Genomic DNA, 16,209 nt, shown 5'->3' with positions numbered 1-16,209 from the left:
CGCGGGGATCAGCCCTTGACGGATCCGATGAGCGCACCCTTCACGAAGAAGCGCTGCACGAAGGGGTAGACGACGAGCATCGGCAGGGTGGCGACGAAGATGACGGCCATCTTGATCGACTGCGCCGGGGGAACGACGTCGACCGACGACTCGTCGGCGTTCAGGCCGCTCGCGACGATGACGATCTGGCGCAGCAGCACCTGCATGGGCCACTTGCTCGAGTCGTTGATGTAGAGAATCGCGCTCTGGTAGGTGTTCCAGTAGTAGACCGCGTAGAAGAGGCCGATCGTGGCGATCGACGCGAGCGACAGCGGCAGCACGATGCGCAGGAATACGCCGAACTCCGAGCAGCCGTCGATGCGGGCCGCCTCCTCGAGGCTCTCGGGGATGCCCTGGAAGAAGCTGCGCATGATGACGAAGTTGAACGCGTTGATCGCGACGGGCAGGATCAGCGACCACAGCGAGTCGATGAGGCCGAAGGCGTTGACGACCATGAACGTCGGGATCATGCCGCCCGAGAACAGCATGGTGAAGACGACCATGAAGTTGATGATGCGGCGGCCCTTGAGGTGCTTCTTCGACAGCGCGTAGGCCATGAACGCCGTGAGCACGAGGCTCACGAAGGTTCCGACGATCGTGACGAACGCCGAGACGCCCATGGCGCGGAAGATCGTCGGCGTCGAGAGGATGTACTGGTACGCGTCGAGCGTGAACGTCTTCGGGAACAGGATGAACGGCGTCGTCGCAATTTCACCCGGCGTCGCGAGGGAGCTCGCGAGCACGTTGACGAAGGGGAGGAGGCAGATGAGGGCGAACGCCGTCAACACGATGACGTTGATGACGGCGAAGATCCGGCGGCCAGGCGTCGTTGCGCGGCTGCCCTTTCCCTTGCCTCGGAACTTGATCGGCACGGTGGCCGGTGCGACGTCGGTTGTCATGATGGGGATCCTTGCTGCGTCGAACGGACCGCGAAGAGCGCGGCCGTCAGGAAGAAGAAGAAAGCAACGGGGTAGAGAACGAACTGCGTGCCCAGGAGGCAGGCGAGACCGGCGCCGGCGAACCACCATCCGGTCGAGCGCCGCTCGGGGCGGCGGGAGGCGATGAAAAGCCCGACGGCGCAGAGGGCGAGGATGAGGATCAGCGAGAAGCCGAACCAACCGGCGAGGGTGCGTGCGCCTTCGTACGCGTCGCCCGTCGGGTGGATCCCCGCCGACTGCAGTGCCGGCAGGATCTTCTCGGTGAACTCGGCCTCGCTCGATGCGTTGACCGTGAGGGTGAACCCGCCCTGTAGCAGGCCCGCAAGCGCGAGCCCGATGCCGGAGATCCATTTCTCAGGCCGTCGAGAAACCGGTTTCATGGAGACTATCTTACGCACAGGAGCGTCAATTGCCATAGGTCGCCACCTCCGCCGTAAGGTTCTCGATGCCGGCGCCGCCGATGATGGCGTCGCCGACGAGGCCCGAGAGGCTGACGCCCTCGATGCGCGAGTTCTTGACGAAGTCGATATAGAAGCCCGCGGCCGCCATCTCGTCGATGCCGAGGGCCATCGCCGGGACCGACGGGGTCGGGTTCTTGGCGAAGCCGATCGAGACATCCGTGATCGTGATGTCTTCGAACGGCAGCTCGGGAAGGCCCGAGATGAAGCCCGCGCACGAGCTGACGTTCGTCGCCGACACGTTCGAGATGAACACCCGCCGGATCCCGGGGGTGCCCTCGTCGACAGGGAGCGGGCTGCGGTCGGAGACCCGGGGGAGCTTGCCCTCGGGGCCGCAGAAGTAGAAGGGGTTGAAGACGAAGGGAACCGCGACGTTACGCATCACGATGTTCGAGATGCGCAGGTCTTCGACCATGCCGCCGCGGCCGCGCCGCGTCTTGAGGCGCACGCCGCGATCGGTGCCGTCGAACACGCAATCGCTGATCACGACGCCTCGCACGCCGCCCGACATCTCGCTGCCGATGACGACGCCGCCGTGACCGGCGAGCATCGTGCAATTGGCGATGACGATGTTTTCGCAGGGCGCGGGGTCGGCGTTCGACGCCTCCGTGCCTGCCTTGATGGCGATGCAGTCGTCGCCGACGTCGATGTGGCAATCGGTGATGCGCACGTTGCGGCACGACTCGGGGTCGACGCCGTCGGTGTTGGGCGAGTCGGCGGGGTTCTTGATCCGGATCCCCGAGATGCGCACGTCGTCGCACCGGTACGGGTGCACCGTCCAGGCGGGGGAGTTCTCGAGAACGACGTCGCGGATCGTGACGCGGGTAGAGTGCCGGAAGCTGATGAGGGTGGGGCGGGCGGCCTCGAGGGCCGCGCCCGAGCGGACGGCGTCCCACCAGAAGGCACCGCCGCCGTCGATCGTGCCGAGGCCCGTGACGGCCACGCCCTCCTCGCCGTCGGCGAAGATGCAGGGCTGGTGGATCCGAGCGGGCGCGCCCTCCCAGGAGGCATCGATGACGGGGTAGAGGGCGGGATCCGGCACGAATTCTAGCCGGGCCCCGCTCTCCAGGTGAAGCTCGACGAACGAGCGCAGGCGCAGAGCACCCGTGCGGTGAACGCCGGCGGCGATCGTGACGACGCCACCTCCGGCCTCGGCCGCGCGGTCGATAGCCGACTGGATGTCGGCGGTTTCGAGGGGGATGCTCATGCTCTGGTACCTGTGCTCTTCGTTGATCGGTATTAGTTGGACTCGGCGTATGCCGCGGTGTACTCGGCCTCGATCTTGCCGAGGTCACCCGCCCGCAGCTTGTCGATGACCTCTTCGTAGCCGGCCATGTCGATCTGGCCGACCATGTACTTGTTGTAGGCGTCCTTCGCCGCCGTGACGACCTCGCTCCAGCGGGTGTCGTAGGTGTCGGACTGCAGCGACTGGGCGGGGTTCGTGATCACGAACTCCTCCTGCTCGGCCATCTTGTCCGCGGCCTCGGTGACGTAGGGCGAGCTGCTCGGGTAGTTGACGAGGTTCTGCGTGATGCGCGACGACTGGTAGGGCTGGACCTCAGCGGCCCAGAGCGCCTCGTCGATCGTCTCGATCTCGCCGTTCGCGCCGACGTTGTAGTGCACGCCCTCGATGCCGTTGGTCATGATGCCGTAGGCCTCTTCCGAGTTGATGTCGTTGATGAACTGCAGCACCGCCTTCAGCTCGTCTTCGTCCTTCACCTCGGACTTCGGGAACACGTACCATCCGCCGATACCACCGCGGGTGTCGGACAGCGTGCGGCGCTCGACGTCCCCGTAGGTCATGTCGTTGATGAGCGCCCACGCCATCGTCGTGTCGGGGTTGGCGCTCTCGGCGAGCTGCATGAAGCCGCGGGCCTCGAACAGACCGGTCGAGACGATGCCGCCCTTGCCCTGCGCGATGGCGTCGTACTGGTTCTGCTTCTGCACCGTCACGAACTCGTTGTTCACGGCGCCGTCCTCGTAGACGCTGCGGTACCACTCCATGCCCTCCTTGAAGGCGTCGGTGGAGAAGCTCGCGATCATCTCGTTGTCGTCGTTGAGCTCGAACTCGCTGCCCGCGCCGAAGAAGCCGGCGATGTTGCGGAAACCGAGGTCGAAGCTCTCGAGGCGATCGATGAAGCCGGTCGTGTCGTCCTTGCCGTTGCCGTCCGGGTCTTGCGTGGCGAACGCGCGGGCGACCTCGCCGAGCTCCTCGACGGTGTGGGGAGCCTCCAGGCCGAGGGTGTCGAGCCAGTCCTGACGGACCAGGATGCCGTAGCGGGCCTTCTCCTTCACCTGGGGCATGCCGTACATGCGGCCCTCGATACTGGAGTCGGTCTTGACCTGGTCGCTCAGGACCTTGGCGAGGTTCGGGTAGTCGTCGAGGTAGTCGGTGACATCCCAGAACTGGCCCGACTTCATCGCCTGGCGAATGGTCGGCGAGGTGAAGCCCAGGCTACTGACCGTGACGATGTCGGCGAGCGTGTCCGACGCGATCGCCGCGGTGAGCTTCTCGCTCGCGTTGGCCGCGGGGACCCACTGCATCTTCAGGTCGTAGCCCGAGAGCTCCTCGAGCGCGGACTCTACGGGCCCGCCCGCCTCGGGAGTGGTGGGCGAGTGCAGAATCGACATCCAGGTGATGGACTTCGTTTCGGCCGCGCTGTCCTCCCCGCCACCACCGGTGCCACAGCCCGTGAGGGCGAGGCCGGCGACGGCGACGGAAGCAACGCTGATTCCGAGTCGGCGGTTCAGTTTCATGATGATCCTTCTCTTGGTGGGGAAGTCGAAATCAACCGTTGATTTCGTTGTACGCGGCGGTGAATTCCGCCTCGATCTTGCCGAGGTCGCCCGCGCGTTCCTTCTCGATGGCGGCCTCGTAGTCTTCCATCTCGTACTGGCCGACCATGTACTTGGTGTAGGCGTCGCCGATGGCGGTGTTGACCTCGTTCCAGCGCGAGTCGAACGTGGCGGAGGTGAGCGACTGCGCGGGGTTCGTGATGGCGTAATCGACCTGCGCCGCCATCTTCTCCTCGGCCTCGTTCTGGTACGGGGAGTTGCTCGGGTACGTGAGCGTGACGTCAGACATGCGCGATGACAGGAACGGCTGAACCTCCCGGTCCCACACGTTCTGGTCGATCACGGAGACGGCACCGTCGGCGTCGTACTCGAAGTGCTCGCCCTCGATGCCGTTGGTCATGATGCCGAACACCTCCTCCGAGCTCATCTTGTCGAGGAAATCGAGGACCGACCGCAGTTCCTCCTCGTCCTTCACCTCGGACTTAGGCATGGCGTACCAGCCGCCGATGCCGCCCGCGGTGTCGGTGAGGATCCGGCGGGGGACGTCGCCGTAGGTCATGTCGTCGACAAGCGCCCACTCCATCGTGGTGTTCGGATCCGCGCTCTCGGACAGCGACATGAACCCCTTCGCCTCAAACAGGCCGGTCACAACGATGCCGCCCTTGCTCTGGGCGATCGCGTCGTACTGGTTCTGCTTCTGCAGGGTCACGAATTCCTGGTTGACGGCGCCCTCGTTATAGAGCCCGCGGTACCACTCCATCGCCTCCTTGAAGGCGTCGGTCGTGAAGCTCGCGACCATCTCGTTGTTGCCATCGAGCTCGAATACGCTGCCGGCCCCGAAGTAACCGGAGAGGCTCCGAAGGCCCACGCCGAAGCTCTCCTGGCGGTCGATGAAGCCCGTGGTGTCGTCGTTGCCGTTGCCGTCCGGGTCGTCGTTCGTGAACGCCCGGGCAACGTCGGCGAGGTCCTCGAGCGTGTGGGGCACCTCGAGGCCGAGGTTGTCGAGCCAGTCCTGCCGCACCAGAACGCCGTAGCGCGCCTTGTACTTCAGCATCGGCACTCCGTAGAGCTGTCCGTCGATGCTCGCATCCGCACGGGTCTGCTCGTCGATCTTCGACAGGTTGGGGTAGTCGTCGAGGTACTCCGAGACCTCCCAGAACTGGCCGTTCGAGAGGGCCTTGCGGATGGGTGAGGACGTGATGCTGTTGAGCGTCACGACATCGGCGAGCGAGTTCGACGCGAGCGCCGACGCGAGCTTTTCGGTGGAGCTCGCGGCCGGAATCCACGTGAAGTCGACGTCAAAGCCGGTGGCCTCCTCGAGCGCTGTTTCGATGGGGCTGTTCTTCTCGGGCGTGGTCGGCGTGTGCACGACCGTCATCCACGTGATGGCCTTCGAATCGGCGACGCTCGCACCGCCGCCGCCACCCGTGCCACAGCCCGTGAGGGCGAGGCCGGCAACGGCGACGGAAGCAACGCTGATTCCGAGTCTGCGGTTGATGTTCATTCTGGCGTCCTGGGTGTGTGGAGGTCAGCCGTTGACCTCGTCGTACGCGGCGGTGAATTCCGCCTCGATCTTGCCGAGGTCGCCCGCGCGCAGGTCCTCGATCAGCTTTTCGTAGTCGCTCAGCTCGAGCTGGCCGACCATGTACTTGTTGTAGGTGTCGCGGGCCTGCTGCAGGACCTCGGTCCAGCGCGAGTCGAAGGTCTCCGACGTCAGCGACTGCGCGACGTTCGTGATGGTGTACTCGTCGTTCTCGGCCATCTTCTCGGTGGCCTCGTTGACGTACTCCGTGGTGCTCGGGAAGACCTTGATGGTCTCCGAGAGGCGCGACGACGAGAACGGCTGAACTTCCTGCTCCCAGCGCGTCTGGTCGAGGATCGTGACGGCGCCGTCGTCCTCGTATTCGAAGTGCTCGCCCTCGATGCCATTGGTCATGAGGCCGAAGCCCTCTTCCGTGAGTAGCTTGTCGAGAACGCCCAGCACGACCTTCAGCTCGTCCTCGGTCTTCACCGACGACTTCGAGATGGCGTACCAGCCGCCGAGGCCACCGTTCGTGTCGGACACGATGCGGCGCGGCACGTCGTCGTGCGTCACGTCGTTGACGATCGCCCACGACATCGGCGTCTCGGGGTCGCTGCTCTGCGCGAGCGCCATGTAGTTCTTGGCGTCGAACAGGCCAGTGACGACGATGCCGCCCTTGCCCTGCGCGATGGCGTCCTGCTGGTTCTGCTTCTGAACGGTCACGAACTCCTGCGTGACAGCGCCGTCGACGTACAGGTCGTGGTACCACTCCATCGCCTCGACGAACGCGTCGGTCGCGAAGCTCGCGACGACCTCTCCGTCGTCGTTGAGCTCGAAGTCGCTGCCGGCGCCGAAGTAGCCGGCGAGGGTGCGGATGGTGAGGTCGAAGCTCTCGGAGCGGTCGACGATGCCCGTCGTGTCGTCCTTGCCGTTGCCGTCCGGATCCTGCGTCGTGAAGGCGCGGGCGACCTCGGCGATCTCTTCGGTGGTGTGGGGAACCTCGAGGCCGAGGTTGTCGAGCCAGTCCTGGCGCACGAGCACGCCGAAGCGGGCCTTGGGCTTCTGGGCCGGCACGCCGTAGAGATGGCCGTCGATCTTCGCGCCCTCGATGATCTGCGGATCGATCGCGGCGAGGTTCGGGAACTCCGACAGGTAGGGCTCGATGTCCCAGAACTGACCGGCCGCGAGCGAGCGGCGGATCGTCGAGTTCGTCACGCCGGGGAGCGAGACGATGTCGGCGAGGGTGTCGGAGGCGATCGCCGCGTTGAGCTTCTCGTCCTTCGACGCGTCGGGGATCCACTGGAAGTTCAGGTCTTCGCCGACGAGGTCTTCGAGCGCGACCTCGATCGTGCCGCCCTTTTCGGGGGTCGTCGGGGTGTGGAGGATCGCCATCCACGAGACGCTGTCCTTCGATCCGTCACCGGATCCGCCGGAGGCGCCGCAACCCGTCAGCGCGAGCCCCGAGATGACGAGGGCTGCGGATCCGAGGGCGAGTTTGCGATTGAGCTTCATGTGGTGATTCCTTGCGGTGTCTGAGCGGGCGATGCGGTGTCGCCGTCGCCTTCGTTGTCGGCGGCGAGCTTGCGGAAAACGGAGCGGGTGATGAGGCCGATGGCGGTCGCGGGGACGACCATGGCGAAGAGGGGAAGGATGGGGAGCGCGTAGGTGTAGAGCAGCCAGACCCAGCCGGTCGTGGCGGCGGCCGCGATGATCGTCCAGTGCAGCGAGCCGATGCCCGCGAGGAACGCGGCGGCGAAGCGGCGGTGGATCGCCTTCTGGTCGGTCGCGACCGCGATCGGGAAGACGTACGCGCTCGCGATGAAGAGCAGGAAGATGGCGACGACGTTGGCGAACCGGAGGGCCCAGCTCGACGCCGCGAAGATGTTCGTACCGATGATGGTGCCGGCGACGATGATGATCCATCCCATCGCCGCCGAGCGCCAGAACTCCACCCGTGCCTTCTGGAAGAAGGTGCGGGTCATCGGCGGCTGCTCGCCGAGGCGAAACCAGCCGTCGATGTATGCCGCGAGGGCGTACGACGCGGGGCCGAGGCCGAACACGATCAGCCCGGCCAGCGTCGTCACCAGCCACAGCAGGGTGAGGTACACCATGCGATACACGCCCGTCAGGAACGCGTTCAGCCGCATGAGCCCCTCGTAGGAGAACATCAGTAGACGCCTTCCTCGCCGAACTTCTTCGCGAGCTTGTTGGCCATGACGACGAGCACCAGGCCGACGAGGCCCTTGAACATGCCGACGGCCGCGGCGTAACTCATCTGACCGTTCTGAATACCCGTGACGTACACGTAGGTATCGAAGATCTCGCCGACCTCGCGGTTGAGCGAGTTCAGCACGAGGAACATGTGCTCGAAGCCGAGCTCGAGGAAGTCACCGATCGCGAGGATGAACAGCACGATGATGGTCGGGCGGATCGCGGGGAGCGTGATGTGCCACGTCTGGCGCCAGCGGTTCGCACCGTCGAGCTCCGCGGCCTCGTAGAGCTCGACGTCGACGGCGGTCATCGCCGCCAGGTAGATGATGGTTCCCCAACCGGCGGTCTTCCAGATCTCCTGGAACACGTACATGGGGCGCAGCCAGTTCGGATCCGTGAGGAAGCCGATCTTGTCGAAGCCCCACGACTCGAGCAGGTTGTTGATGCTGCCGCCGTCGGTCGTGAACAGCACGTAGAACAGCGACACCACGATGACCCACGACATGAAGTGGGGCAGGTAGATGATCGTCTGCACCGAGCGCTGGAACCACTTCGTGCGCACCTCGTTGAGGAGCAGCGCGAGGATGATCGGGATCGGGAACGAGAAGATCAGCAGCAACAGCGACACGATGATCGTGTTGCTGAGGAGCATGAAGAACGTCTCTTCGGTGAAGAACCGAATGAAGTGCTCGAAGCCGACCCACTCGCTGCCGAAGAGGCCGAGGTAGGGCGTGAAGTCCTGGAAGGCCATGATGAGGCCGCCCATGGGGAAGTACTTGAAGATGATGAAGTACACGATGCCCGGCAGCGCCATGAGGTACAGCGTGCGGTGGCGCCACACGTACGACTCGCGCCAGCCCTTCTTGCGCGGCGCGATGGTCGGAGCCGCCGTCGTGAACAGATGCTCGGTCGTCGGCTTGACCTGAGGGATGGACGGGCCGCTCATCCCAGGGCCTCCTGGCCATGCAAGGTCGAGTTCATCGAAAGGGCGCCTCTCTGCGTGCTATTCGGGTACCGGTTTCCTGCAGGGCCACCGCTGTGTGTCGATGCGTTCGGGAACCGGTTTCTGACAGGGTAACAGCTCCCCGAAAAGCGAGCAAGTGAGGTGATCCGACCGTTAGAAACGCGGCGTTGTGCGGGCGAGACGGGCCGCGAAATCGCGCATGATCTCGCGCCGTGGCTGGGCGATCGTCGCCGCTCCCGGCCACCCATCGATCGCGAGATCGGGGGAGAGGTCGTCGCACCACCAGTCGCGGTGGTCGGCCGAGGGCACCCGCCAGCGGTCGGCGCCCGGGAGCGCGGCCGTGAAGGATCCGCGCTGGCCGTCGAGCGCGGGGTGCGAGCTGCGGATCTCGTAGTCCATCTCGCGCACGTCGCGCGGCGATAGGCGGAATCGGAGACGATCGCCCTCGACGATCCCCTCGGGGAAGGGGCCCTGCGTGCGCCCGTCGAATGTGAGGCCCGCGCGGTCGTCCTCGCCCCAACCGGCCGGCATCGGAGCGAGGATCTCGACGACGCCGAAGGCCTCGACGATGTCGGCGCGGGTCGCGGGGTGGGCGATGCGCGACGCGCGTCCGCCCCAGATCGGCACGTAGCGCCCGCCCCAGCTCTGCCGGTCGGGGTGGGGCGCGCCGTCCAAGACCCACGTCAGCGTGGGGGAGTCGCCCATCTTGACGGTCGGGAGCTGGCGCGCGAAGAAATCGCCGAGCGCGCCGCGGCCGGCGGCGTGCTCGGGGATGAACCGGGTCGGCGACAGGTCATCGTCGGCGGTGCCGACGAAGAAGCCGCGATAGCTGTTGTTCGACTCGATGAAGGTGACGTCGCGGTGATGGGCCTCGACGTAGGCGTAGGCGTCGACGCCCCACGTCGTGTTCGGCCCGCCGATGTAATACACGGCGATGTTGCGGGCGATATCGGGCGCATCGTGCAGCGCCTGCGCGACGTCCTCGAGCCCGCCCCACACGAGCACGTGAAGCGGCCGCGGATCCTCGCGCCGCGCGCACGCGACGATCCACTCGGATCCCTCGGTCGGATCCGCGAAGCCCGCGTCCGGGGCGACCTCGAGCGCGCCCTGTTTCACGAGGGCGCGGAGCTTGCCCGGCGCCGGGTAGCGCGCGTGCGTCGCGAGCGCGGGAAAGTCGGCCTCGTAGGCGTCGATGACCGCGTGGATGTCGCCCGCGCGGCCGTCGCCGTAGGGCGACGACACGAGCCCCTCGATGTCGACGGCGTCGGCGTAGAGCAGCAGGTGCACCATCGATTGGAAGTCGTCGGGATCCGTGCCGCCGATATCGGTCGTGACGAGCACGCGGGCGCGGGCGGACATTATGGGGACCTCCGTGATCCGTCGTTGCATACGAAGAGTTAACCGGTTGACCAAATTAGCATCGATGTTCGGTTTGGGGAACCGATTTCTTGGATACGCTCGTGAACAGTCGGCCCCGATGGTGGGGCATCGCAAAGGAGCGGTAGTGAAGAACGGATCCATCGATCGGCGCGCGCTCGTCGCGCGGCACGACGTGCGCCAGACAAGCCTCGACCCCCGCGGCGCGGTGTCGGTCGGCAACGGCGAGTTCGCCTTCACCTTCGACATCACGGGGCTGCAGACCTTCCCCGACGAGTTCCCCGTCGAACCCCGCCCGAACGAGCCGGATCGCGATGCGCCCGGCACCTTCCTCGGCACGCAGGCGCAGTGGGCGTGGCACTCGATTCCGGGGGAGCGCGAGTACGACCTCGCCGAGTCCACCCGCTGGCACGAGGTCGACGGGCGCGAGGTCCCCTACCTCGAGGAGGTCGCCGATACGGCCGAGCAGGCCGCCGCGACGCGGTGGTTCCGCGCGAACCCGCACCGCCTCGACCTCGGGCGGATCGGGTTCTGCGGCGCTGACGGCGCTGCGCTGCAAGCCGCCGAGCTGACGGCGACCGAGCAGGTCCTCTCGCTCTGGGAGGGCATCGCCCGAAGCACCTTCGCCCGCGCCGGCCACGGCGTCACCGTGACGACGGCCGCGCACCCGCACCGCGACGCCATCGGCGTCTCGGTGTCGGGCGGCGCCGCGGCGGGCCTCGCGATCCGCATCGCCTTCCCGTACGGATCCGGCGATTGGCACAACGCCGCCGATTGGGAGAACCCCACCCGCCACACGACGACCGTTACCGAGCGCGATGGCGGCTGGCTCGTCGAACGCGAGCTCGACGGATCCCGCTACGAGGCGCGGATCGTCGCCCGCGGCGCCGCGCTCGAGCGGGCGGGCGAGCACGAGATCCGGCTGCGCCTCACCGGCGACGATGCCGAGTTCTCGATCGAGTTCTCGACCGACGGATCCGGCGACATGGTGGGCCTCCCCGGGCGCGAGCCCGGGCGGAACGTGCTGCGCGCCGCCGAGATCCGGGGCGCGTCGGCCGATCACTGGGCGAGCTTCTGGAGCGCCGGATCCGCGATCGCGCTCGCGAGCGACGACGACCCGCGCGCGGCGGAGCTCGAGCGCCGCATCGTGCTCTCGCAATACGTGACGGCCGTCAACTGCGCCGGATCCCTGCCGCCGCAGGAGACGGGGCTCGTCTGCAACTCGTGGCGCGGCAAGTTCCACCTCGAGATGCACTGGTGGCACGCCGCGCACTTCCCGATGTGGGGGAGGCCCGAGTTGCTGCGCCGCAGCCTCGGCTGGTACGCCGAGGCGCTCGACCTCGCGCGAGCGACCGCGCGGGCGCAGGGCTACGCGGGTGCCCGCTGGCCGAAGCAGCTCGGGTCGGCGATGCGCGAGACGCCCAGCACGATCGGCGTGTTCTTGCTGTGGCAGCAGCCGCATCCCATCGCGCTCGCCGAGCTCGTCTACCGCGCGACGGGTGACCGCGCCGTGCTCGAGGAGTTCGCCGAGATGGTCTTCGAGACCGCCGACTTCATGGCCGACGTAGTGACGGAGGATGACGACGGCCGCTTCGTGCTCGGCCCGCCCCTTATCCCGGCGCAGGAGAGCTACGCGGCGGACCGCCTGCGCATGTCGAACCCGACCTTCGAGCTCGCGTATTGGCGCTGGGCGCTGCGCGTCGCGTCGGAGTGGCGCGAGCGCCTGGGGCACGAGGCTCGCGAGCGGTGGATCCGCGTCGCGGAGGGGATCGCGGATCCGCATATGCGTGGCGGCGTATATACGTCGGTCGACGTGCCACCGTTCACGATCCGCGAGGACCACCCGTCGATGCTCGGCGCGCTCGGCTTCGTGCCCGACGTCGGCCTCATTGACCCCGCCGTCATGCGGGCGACCTACCTCGACGTGTTGCGCGAGTGGGACTGGGAATCGACGTGGGGGTGGGACTATCCGCTGATGGCGATGACGGCCTCGCGCCTCGGCGAGCCGGGGTGGGCGATCGACGCGCTCATGCGCGACGCCGCGAAGAACGAGGTGGCCGCGAGCGGGCACAACCACCAGAACGATTCGCTGCCGCTCTACCTGCCCGGCAACGGCGGGCTGCTCGCCGCCATCGCGGTGATGGCGGCGCAGCACCGCGAGACGGGCGACGGGTTCCCGCCGGGCTGGAGCATCGCCCAGGAGGGCTTCACGACGACCATGTGACCGCGCCCGGCGCCGTCGCCTTTCGACGCGGCGCCGGGAGATCCGGGTCAGCCCGCGAGGGCCGTGAAGATCTCCTGCCAGCGCGGGTCCGACTTCTGGCGCGACGGATCCTCGTCGTGCCAGGCCATGATCTCTCCCGCGCCCTCGTGGAACGGGACGACGGGCTCGAACTCCGGCACGAGGCGGCGGATCTTCGCGTTGTCGAAGACGACCGAGTGCGCGCGGTCGCCCAGCACCTGGCCGCCGATGGCGGGGGAGGCCGCCTCGATGTCGTCGCTCGTGACGTGACGGATGTCGGCCGTCGTGCCGGCGGCGCGCGCCATGATGCGGGTGATCTCGTCCCACGTGTAGACGAAGTTGCTCGTGATCTGGAACGTGTCGCCGACGGCGAGCGGGTTGCCGAACAGCCCGACGAATCCGACGGCGAAGTCGTCGGCGTGGGTGAGGGTCCAGAGCGAGGTGCCGTCGCCCGGCACGACGACCTTCTTGCCGGCGCGCATGCGCTCGATGTTCGCCCACCCGCCGAGCAGCGGGACCGACTGCTCGTCGTAGGTGTGCGATGGGCGCACGATCGTCGCCGGGAAATCGCGCTCGCGCCAGGCCTCGTTCAGCAGGTTCTCGCACGCGATCTTGTCGCGCGAGTACTGCCAGTGCGGGTTCTTGAGCGGGGTCGACTCGGTGATCGGCAGGTGCGCGACCGGTTTCGCGTAGGCCGACGCCGAGCTGATGAATACGTACTGGCCGGTGCGGCCGTCGAAGCGGGCCATGTCGCGCTCGACATGCTTCGGGGTGAACGCGATCATGTCGACGACGACATCGAACTCGCGGGATCCGAGGGCGGCGTCGACGGCGGCGGGATCGTTCACATCGGCAAGGAGCACCTCGGCGTCCGGGTGCGGAGCGCGGGAGGACGCGCCGCGGTTGAGCAGCGTCACGTCCATCCCGCGCTCGATCGCGAGATCGCTCGCGGCCGACGAGATCGTGCCGGTTCCGCCAATAAACAACACCTTCGTTGCAGTCATACCGCCCACGATAGCGGCCGCACGGGCGTCAGGCGCCGCGGTAGACCTCGAGCCAGGCGTCGGCGATGAGGCGCGCGCCGCGGGCGGACGGGTGCACGCCGTCGGGCGCGAGCGAGGCCGGATCCGTGCCCGCGGCCTCGGTGAGGATCGCGTGTAGCGGGACGAGCCCGGCGCGGAGCTCCTCGGCGAGCCGCGCGACGACCGCGCGCTTGCCGTCGAGGTCGTCCAGCCAGCCCTTCTGCGCCTCGTCGATCGGCAGGAGGAAGGGCTCGACGAAGATCAGCCGCGCGCCGCGCACGACATCGGTGTCGAGCAGGCGGCGCACCGTCGCCTCGAACGCCTCGGCGGTCGTCTCCTCGTCGCGGTCGAAGCGGCGCCACGTGTCGTTGACGCCGATGTAGATCGTGAGCACGTCGGGGGAGGTGGGCGCGACGTCGGTCTGCCAGCGGCGCTCGAGGTCGACGGCGCGGTCGCCGGAGATACCGACGTTGACGACGTCGGCGCCCGCGAGGTCGGCCGCGATCTGCGCGACGTAGCCGCCGCCGAGCGAGGTCGCGTCGGCGCGGTCGCGCCCGGCATCGGTGATCGAGTCTCCGACAAAGACGAGGCGAGTGGTCATGGTGCTCCTTCGAGGCAGGGGTAGGGGCCCGCGGCGGTGCGGGCACTCATCAATTATCTCGGATCCGTAACGCAATCGGAAAGCGGTTCCCCGCGGCTTGCGCGGTCCCGAAAGCTCCCATAGTGTGAACGTTCATATGGGAAACGAAGAAGTTTCGATGTGTCCAACGCATCGTTCAATGTTGAAAGGTGGTGCTGAATGAGCGTCGTCAGTGAGCTTCGCGAACTGAAGAGCTCCCCGAAGGGCGGGGGCGACGGCAAGGCCGCGTTCTGGTTCCTCTTGCCCTGGTTCATCGGCCTGTTTGCCATCACGGCGGGACCCCTGGTCGCGTCGCTGTTCCTGTCATTCACCGACTACAACCTCCTCCAGACGCCGAATTTCATCGGCATCGACAACTTCATCCGAATGTTCTCCGACGAGCGCCTCCTGAAGTCGCTCGGCGTCACGTTCCTCTACGTCGTCGTCTCGGTTCCGCTGCAGCTCGCGTTCGCGCTCGCGCTCGCGATCTTCCTCGACAAGGGCGTGCGCGGCCTGTCGTTCTACCGCTCGGTGTTCTACCTGCCGTCGCTCATCGGCGGATCCGTCGCGATCGCCGTGCTGTGGCGCGTGGTCTTCGGAACCGAGGGCCTCGTCAACCAGTTCCTCGCCTTCTTCGGCATCGACGGCAAGGGCTGGATCTCGTCGCCCGACACCGCGATCTGGACCCTCATCCTCCTGAACGTCTGGGCCTTCGGCGCGCCGATGGTCATCTTCCTGGCGGGCCTTCGTCAGGTGCCGACGTCGCTCTATGAGGCCGCGCAGATCGACGGCGCGGGGAAGTGGCGCCAGTTCTCGAACGTGACGCTGCCGATGCTCAGCCCGATCATCTTCTTCAACCTCGTGCTGCAGATCATCCACGCGTTCCAGTCGTTCACGCAGGCATTCGTCGTCTCGGGCGGCACGGGCGGCCCCGCCGACTCGACGATGCTGTTCTCGCTGTACCTGTACCAGCGCGGTTTCCGAAACTTCGACATGGGTTACGCCTCGGCCCTCGCGTGGCTGCTGGTGCTGATCATCGGCGCCTTCACCGCCATCAACTTCTGGGCCTCCAAGTACTGGGTTTTCTACGATGACTGAGACATCCCTCATCCTCAACGCCCCGACGCGGGCGACGCGCACCCCGGCCGGATCCGCCCGCAAGATGCGGCGGAAGTTCGGCCCCGTCGTGAAGCACATCGTGCTGATCATCGTCGGCCTGATCATGCTCTACCCGGTGCTCTGGATGGTCGTCAGCTCGCTGCGGCCGAACGACGCGATCTTCGGCGACCCGAGCCTGATCCTCAAGACCTTCGACATCGACAACTACGTCAACGGCTGGAACGCCCTGACGTATCCGTTCGGTAAGTACCTGATCAACTCGATGATCATCGTGCTCGGCTGCATCGTCGGCAACCTCGTGTCGTGCTCGCTCGCGGCGTACGCGTTCGCGCGGCTGAACTTCAAGAGCAAGCGCTGGTGGTTTGGCGCGATGCTCGTGACGATCATGCTGCCCGTGCACGTCATCATCGTGCCGCAGTACATCATGTTCAGCCAGATCGGGTGGGTGAACACCTACCTACCGCTGATCGTGCCGAAGCTGCTCGCGACCGATGCGTTCTTCGTGTTCCTCATGGTGCAGTTCATCCGCGGCATTCCGCGCGAGCTCGACGAGGCGGCGCGCATCGACGGTGCCGGCCACGCCCGCATTTTCTTCCAGATCATCATGCCGCTCATGGTCCCGGCCCTCGGCACGACGACGATCTTCACCTTCATCTGGACGTGGAACGACTTCTTCAGCCAGCTGATCTACCTCACCAAGCCCGAGATGGCGACGGCATCGCTCGCGGTGCGCCAGTTCGTCGACGCGCAGTCGGCGACCGACTGGGGCGCGGTCTTCGGAATGAGCGTCGTCTCGCTCCTGCCCGTGTTCCTCGTCTTCCTCTTCGGTCAGCGATTCCTGCTCCAGGGCATCGCGACGACCGGCGGCAAGTAAGCCTCTTACCTCTCACCTAAGGAGAAAA

Annotated in this window: 14 protein-coding genes; 3 read left to right on the top strand and 11 right to left on the bottom strand. The window is 66.6% G+C overall.

Features of this window, described 5'->3' with window-relative positions; genetic code table 11:
* Positions 1-8: 8 nt before the first annotated feature.
* The 9 genes from DTO57_RS05685 to DTO57_RS05645 form a co-directional block, all read right to left on the bottom strand.
* Positions 9-938, bottom strand: a complete 930-nt coding sequence (locus DTO57_RS05685; RefSeq protein WP_114117193.1) for a carbohydrate ABC transporter permease — start codon at positions 936-938, stop codon at positions 9-11.
* Positions 935-1,357, bottom strand: a complete 423-nt coding sequence (locus DTO57_RS05680) for a hypothetical protein (protein ID WP_114117192.1) — start codon at positions 1,355-1,357, stop codon at positions 935-937. The genes DTO57_RS05685 and DTO57_RS05680 overlap by 4 nt, the downstream gene beginning before the upstream one ends.
* A gap of 25 nt (positions 1,358-1,382) precedes the next feature.
* Positions 1,383-2,642, bottom strand: a complete 1,260-nt coding sequence (locus DTO57_RS05675) for a glycoside hydrolase family 28 protein (RefSeq protein WP_114117191.1) — start codon at positions 2,640-2,642, stop codon at positions 1,383-1,385.
* Positions 2,643-2,674: 32 nt separating this feature from the next.
* Positions 2,675-4,192, bottom strand: a complete 1,518-nt coding sequence (locus DTO57_RS05670) for a type 2 periplasmic-binding domain-containing protein (RefSeq protein ID WP_114117190.1) — start codon at positions 4,190-4,192, stop codon at positions 2,675-2,677.
* A 31-nt stretch (positions 4,193-4,223) separates the two neighbouring features.
* Complete coding sequence (locus tag DTO57_RS05665; RefSeq protein WP_114117189.1) at positions 4,224-5,735, bottom strand: type 2 periplasmic-binding domain-containing protein; 1,512 nt, start codon at positions 5,733-5,735, stop codon at positions 4,224-4,226.
* Positions 5,736-5,759: 24 nt separating this feature from the next.
* Positions 5,760-7,265 carry a type 2 periplasmic-binding domain-containing protein gene (locus DTO57_RS05660; protein WP_114117188.1) on the bottom strand — a complete coding sequence of 502 codons (1,506 nt, stop codon included), beginning with the start codon at positions 7,263-7,265 and terminating at the stop codon, positions 5,760-5,762.
* Positions 7,262-7,921, bottom strand: a complete 660-nt coding sequence (locus DTO57_RS05655; RefSeq protein ID WP_114117187.1) for a YesL family protein — start codon at positions 7,919-7,921, stop codon at positions 7,262-7,264. The genes DTO57_RS05660 and DTO57_RS05655 overlap by 4 nt, the downstream gene beginning before the upstream one ends.
* Positions 7,921-8,910, bottom strand: a complete 990-nt coding sequence (locus tag DTO57_RS05650) for an ABC transporter permease (protein ID WP_114117186.1) — start codon at positions 8,908-8,910, stop codon at positions 7,921-7,923. Before DTO57_RS05650 ends, DTO57_RS05655 begins: the two co-directional genes overlap by 1 nt.
* A gap of 171 nt (positions 8,911-9,081) precedes the next feature.
* A complete protein-coding gene (locus tag DTO57_RS05645) occupies positions 9,082-10,287 on the bottom strand; it encodes a DUF1593 domain-containing protein (protein ID WP_162785669.1) in 1,206 nt (401 codons plus the stop codon).
* 145 nt (positions 10,288-10,432) lie between these two features.
* Here DTO57_RS05645 and DTO57_RS05640 point away from each other — a divergent pair, with 145 nt between their 5' ends.
* Positions 10,433-12,529 (top strand): hypothetical protein, encoded by a 2,097-nt coding sequence (locus tag DTO57_RS05640; RefSeq protein WP_229730521.1) that lies wholly within the window; start codon positions 10,433-10,435, stop codon positions 12,527-12,529.
* A gap of 47 nt (positions 12,530-12,576) precedes the next feature.
* Here the strand turns inward: DTO57_RS05640 and DTO57_RS05635 are convergent, their stop codons facing one another.
* Positions 12,577-13,551, bottom strand: coding sequence for an SDR family oxidoreductase (locus tag DTO57_RS05635; RefSeq protein WP_114117183.1), 975 nt, complete (start codon positions 13,549-13,551; stop codon positions 12,577-12,579).
* A gap of 28 nt (positions 13,552-13,579) precedes the next feature.
* Positions 13,580-14,170 carry an SGNH/GDSL hydrolase family protein gene (locus DTO57_RS05630; RefSeq protein ID WP_114117182.1) on the bottom strand — a complete coding sequence of 197 codons (591 nt, stop codon included), beginning with the start codon at positions 14,168-14,170 and terminating at the stop codon, positions 13,580-13,582.
* 198 nt (positions 14,171-14,368) lie between these two features.
* Here DTO57_RS05630 and DTO57_RS05625 point away from each other — a divergent pair, with 198 nt between their 5' ends.
* Together DTO57_RS05625 and DTO57_RS05620 are read left to right on the top strand one after the other, a co-directional pair.
* Positions 14,369-15,286, top strand: coding sequence for a carbohydrate ABC transporter permease (locus DTO57_RS05625; RefSeq protein WP_114117181.1), 918 nt, complete (start codon positions 14,369-14,371; stop codon positions 15,284-15,286).
* Positions 15,287-15,350: 64 nt separating this feature from the next.
* Positions 15,351-16,181 (top strand): carbohydrate ABC transporter permease, encoded by an 831-nt coding sequence (locus DTO57_RS05620; RefSeq protein WP_373285672.1) that lies wholly within the window; start codon positions 15,351-15,353, stop codon positions 16,179-16,181.
* Positions 16,182-16,209 lie beyond the last annotated feature (28 nt).

Origin of the sequence: Microbacterium sorbitolivorans (assembly GCF_003327285.1) — a bacterium.
GTDB lineage: Bacteria > Actinomycetota > Actinomycetes > Actinomycetales > Microbacteriaceae > Microbacterium > Microbacterium sorbitolivorans.
The sequence above is the reverse complement of the archived record's forward strand: the minus strand, read 5'-3'. Positions and strand labels throughout refer to the sequence as shown.

Coding starts and splice junctions, on each gene's coding strand:
- DTO57_RS05685 (WP_114117193.1), bottom strand. CDS start 938: ATGACAACCGACGTCGCACCGGCCACCGTGCCGATCAAGTTCCGAGGC.
- DTO57_RS05680 (WP_114117192.1), bottom strand. CDS start 1,357: ATGAAACCGGTTTCTCGACGGCCTGAGAAATGGATCTCCGGCATCGGG.
- DTO57_RS05675 (WP_114117191.1), bottom strand. CDS start 2,642: ATGAGCATCCCCCTCGAAACCGCCGACATCCAGTCGGCTATCGACCGC.
- DTO57_RS05670 (WP_114117190.1), bottom strand. CDS start 4,192: ATGAAACTGAACCGCCGACTCGGAATCAGCGTTGCTTCCGTCGCCGTC.
- DTO57_RS05665 (WP_114117189.1), bottom strand. CDS start 5,735: ATGAACATCAACCGCAGACTCGGAATCAGCGTTGCTTCCGTCGCCGTT.
- DTO57_RS05660 (WP_114117188.1), bottom strand. CDS start 7,265: ATGAAGCTCAATCGCAAACTCGCCCTCGGATCCGCAGCCCTCGTCATC.
- DTO57_RS05655 (WP_114117187.1), bottom strand. CDS start 7,921: ATGTTCTCCTACGAGGGGCTCATGCGGCTGAACGCGTTCCTGACGGGC.
- DTO57_RS05650 (WP_114117186.1), bottom strand. CDS start 8,910: ATGAGCGGCCCGTCCATCCCTCAGGTCAAGCCGACGACCGAGCATCTG.
- DTO57_RS05645 (WP_162785669.1), bottom strand. CDS start 10,287: ATGTCCGCCCGCGCCCGCGTGCTCGTCACGACCGATATCGGCGGCACG.
- DTO57_RS05635 (WP_114117183.1), bottom strand. CDS start 13,551: ATGACTGCAACGAAGGTGTTGTTTATTGGCGGAACCGGCACGATCTCG.
- DTO57_RS05630 (WP_114117182.1), bottom strand. CDS start 14,170: ATGACCACTCGCCTCGTCTTTGTCGGAGACTCGATCACCGATGCCGGG.
- DTO57_RS05625 (WP_114117181.1), top strand. CDS start 14,369: ATGAGCGTCGTCAGTGAGCTTCGCGAACTGAAGAGCTCCCCGAAGGGC.
- DTO57_RS05620 (WP_373285672.1), top strand. CDS start 15,351: ATGCGGCGGAAGTTCGGCCCCGTCGTGAAGCACATCGTGCTGATCATC.